Raw genomic sequence first — 3,417 nt, forward strand, 5'->3', positions numbered from 1 at the left:
TGATCACCGCTGGCCTCGTCGCCGCCCACGACGGGCAGCGTGAAGTCGGGGGCTGGCTGGCCCTCCTCTAGCACAACGCGCTCTATGGTTTCGCTCATCATCACAAAAGCGCAGGAGACCCCCGCTTTCAAGCGTGGGGAGGAATGCGCTCCTCCTTTCTTCAAGAGCTTGGACTTGACAAGACATTGCATATATGATAAACCACGTGCATGCAGAGAACCATCGTGGTCCGTTTGCGTCCTGCCCCGGAACAGGCGGAGATCCTGCGGGCGACACTGGAACAATACACGGCCTGTTTCAACGAGGTGGCCCGTGAAGGCTTCACCACGGGCTGCAAGAACGGGGTGGAGTTGCACCACCGGACGTACGCCCTCTTGCGTGCCCGGTACCCCGCTCTGCCTGCACCACTGGTCTGCTCGGCCAGGGTCAAGGCGACCGAGGCGGTGACCTCGGCGCTGACCTGGAACCGTCGGCGCGAGCAGGCCCATGCCGAAGCGGTCAAGCGGGCTGCTCTTCAGGGGAAGGCGCCCCCGGCATTCCGGCCTGTCCGCTGTCCGCAGAGCCGGCTGACCAGCCTTCGCTACGACCAGCGCTCGTATTGGGTGACGTGGGCAGAGGACGGGCGTGGCATGTGCAGTCTCTCCACAGTGGCCGGGCGTCTGCTCTTGCCCTTTCGGGTCCTGCCGCACCAGGCCCCCTTTCAGAGCGGCAAGGTGTGCACGGCAGACCTGTGCTTTCGCCGGGGCCGGTGGTCTCTGCACATCGTGGTCTTGCTCCCTGACCCGGTGGTGACGCCCTCCCCCGAGGTGATCGGCGTCGACGTGGGCCTGACCCATCCGGCAGTGACGAGCAGCCGGCGCTTTCTGGGAGAGAAGCGCTGGAAAGAGCAGGACCGCCGGATCTTCCGGCTCAGGAGAGCCTTGCAAGCCAAAGGCACCCGCTCGGCCAAACGCCACCTCAAGCGGCTGCGCGGGAAACGGTTTCGGCTGCATCGAGACCACGATCATGTCCTCTCCAAACGCCTCGTTGAGCAGGCCCCTGCCGGCAGCACCCTGGTCCTGGAAAATCTGACCCACATCCGCGAGACATCCCGGCTCGGACGAGGCCCGGGCAAGCGCACGGAGGCCAAGCGACGGCTGCATAGCTGGTCGTTTGCCCAGCTCTTCAGCTTCATCGAGTACAAAGCGCAAGCCAAAGGGATCAGGGTGGTCAGGATTGACCCCCGGCACACGTCTCAGACGTGCAGCCGCTGTGGCTTCCAGCACCGCGGCAATCGCCGCACGCCCGCCGAGTTTCACTGTCGAGCCTGTGGGTATCGTCTCCATGCTGACCTCAATGCTGCCTACACCATTCGAGACAGGTATCTGACTTGTCTTGCTCAGGAGGGTACAGCTCTCCTGAGTGGGCCGACCTGTCAGGCGGCCTCTCGTGTCCCCTCCTCGTGAGGGAGATGCAAGCCCCTGCCTTCAGGCATGGGGTTCACCTGACCGCTGGTCCTTTCGTTCCATGCCATAGAGAATATGACCCTGCCTCCGTGAATAGAGACGGAGCCGCAGGTCAGCGCCCGAGGCGCTGCTTACACAGTATCACCATCGCCCTGCCACTGGCAAGGCCAGATGCACGGCACAGCCTAGGCGCTGGGCTTGAGCTTCAGCAGCCGCTCGGCATTGCCGTGGGCGATCTTCTCGCGATCAGCAGGGCTGAGCGGAGCCTGCTCAAGGAAGGCCCGCGCCTGCCTGTCCTGGACATAGGGATAGTCGACAGAGTAGAGAATGCGATCAGCTCCCACGATCTGCAGCGTCAGCAAAAACGGCGGCAGGGTGAACAGGCCGCTGGGCGTAACATAGAAGTGCTCCAGGAAGTAGTCGGCCACTGGCCTCTGCAGATGGGTGGCGGCAGGCGTCAGCGTCTGGTTGATACGCGCCAGATAGAAGGGGATCATTTCGCCCCAGTGCCCAAGGATCATTTGCAAGCGTGGATGGCGATCGAAGACGCCGGACAGGATCAGATGCAGGGCGTGAATTCCGGTCTCCAGGTGCCAGCCCCAGCCTGCGGTCGCAAAGACGGTCGTGACGTTGGGGGGAAGCCCGGCATAGCAGGAGGCGATGACCGGCTCCGGCGGCGGCGCTGGATGGAGATAGATGGGAACATCCAGGGCTTCAGCAGCCTCTAGCACGGGACGGAAACGAGGATCATCCAGAAAAAGATCGGCGACACGCCCATTGATCATGGCCCCTTTGAAGCCTAGCTTAGATACAGCCCGCTCCAGCTCGCGGGCAGCCGCCTCGGGATCAGTCAGAGGCAGGGTGGCAAAGCCGGCGAAGTGATCGGGGTGGGCCTGAATGGCAGCCGCCAGACGGTCGTTGACCTCACGCATGAGCGCGACAGCCTCCGCCGGCGGGATGACCGGGAGCGCCATCGCCGTGTAGGAAAGAACCTGCATATCGATGCCCATACTGTCCATAGCGCGCAGCCGCCCCTCGCCAAGATCTTCCAGCTCGCTCTCAGGCGAGCGAAAGCCAACAGGGCGAAAGCCACCTTCCTGGGGAAGCCAGCGCGCAGCGGCCCGATTGATCTCCGCAATCTGAAAATGCTCTTCTAATGCAATGATGCGCATATCTTTTACCTTCTCCTTCGATCAACAATCTGGTCGAGGCTTTCAGCGCCGCGGCCAGGTGAGGCAGCAGAGGCTCATGGCCTCCAGACAACACCTACTCCCTCTTTGATCATAGGGCTGACCTGCCAGATTCAGCTTCCGGGGCCGCAAGCGACAGGTCCCACCTGACCACGGAGCCGGCTTCTCACCATGATCAGCCCGAGCCTGCCGCCTGCGGCCAATGAGGCGCGCCAGGCTGACTATAGCCGGGATAAGCATCCAGCAGCCTATCACCAGCAGTGTTGTGCTTGTGAAAAGGAGCAGCAGCAACGAAGATAACAGGAGTAATGAGAAGAGCAAACCGTAATACAGAGCATGCGCCACATTTGATGACCAATCGCTCGCTCCAGCAGCTGACGATAAAAGACAGCGTACCAGGTCAGCAGGACCAGGGCCAGGCCAGGTTAAGGGCATAGAGTGCGATTGCTGAGGATATAGTCGGATAGCGGCCAAACACGTTCATGGATACCGGTAAGAGGGTCACGAAAAAGAGAAAGAGCAGACAGAGCGCAGAGAAGCCTCCATCAACCGCTGTCATTCGATCTGAACGAGGGCCGAGGAGGGAGCGGCGCGCGGGCAGGCTTCTCATCAGGCCAGCATCCCACGCGCCGTCAGTCATAGGGGCGTTCTGCCGGGCGGCAGCCAGCGGACGTTATTTAAGCGCCAGCATGCGGTCGAGGGCGACACGGGCCCAATGGGCCACCTCAGAGTTCACCTTGACCTGATTGATCACCTGGCCGTCAACGAGGGCCTCCAGGACC

The 3,417-nt window shown here is 62.0% G+C and carries 2 protein-coding genes; one reads left to right on the forward strand and one right to left on the reverse strand.

All coding sequences use genetic code 11. The annotated features are described in order from the left end of the window. Nucleotides 1-209 precede the first annotated feature (209 nt). On the forward strand, nucleotides 210-1,445 hold the full coding sequence (locus tag IRZ31_RS20725; RefSeq protein ID WP_297157497.1) for a transposase: 1,236 nt from the start codon (nucleotides 210-212) through the stop codon (nucleotides 1,443-1,445). A gap of 185 nt (nucleotides 1,446-1,630) precedes the next feature. On the opposite strand, the gene IRZ31_RS20730 is transcribed toward IRZ31_RS20725, so the two are convergent. Further along, nucleotides 1,631-2,617 carry an amidohydrolase family protein gene (locus IRZ31_RS20730; protein WP_297157500.1) on the reverse strand — a complete coding sequence of 329 codons (987 nt, stop codon included), beginning with the start codon at nucleotides 2,615-2,617 and terminating at the stop codon, nucleotides 1,631-1,633. Nucleotides 2,618-3,417: the final 800 nt, after the last annotated feature.

Origin of the sequence: Thermogemmatispora sp., assembly GCF_019683635.1 — a bacterium.
Classification (GTDB): domain Bacteria; phylum Chloroflexota; class Ktedonobacteria; order Ktedonobacterales; family Ktedonobacteraceae; genus Thermogemmatispora.

Excerpts from the sequence above, each read along its gene's own strand:
- IRZ31_RS20730 (WP_297157500.1), bottom strand. The coding sequence starts at position 2,617 with ATGCGCATCATTGCATTAGAAGAGCATTTTCAGATTGCGGAGATCAAT.
- IRZ31_RS20725 (WP_297157497.1), top strand. The coding sequence starts at position 210 with ATGCAGAGAACCATCGTGGTCCGTTTGCGTCCTGCCCCGGAACAGGCG.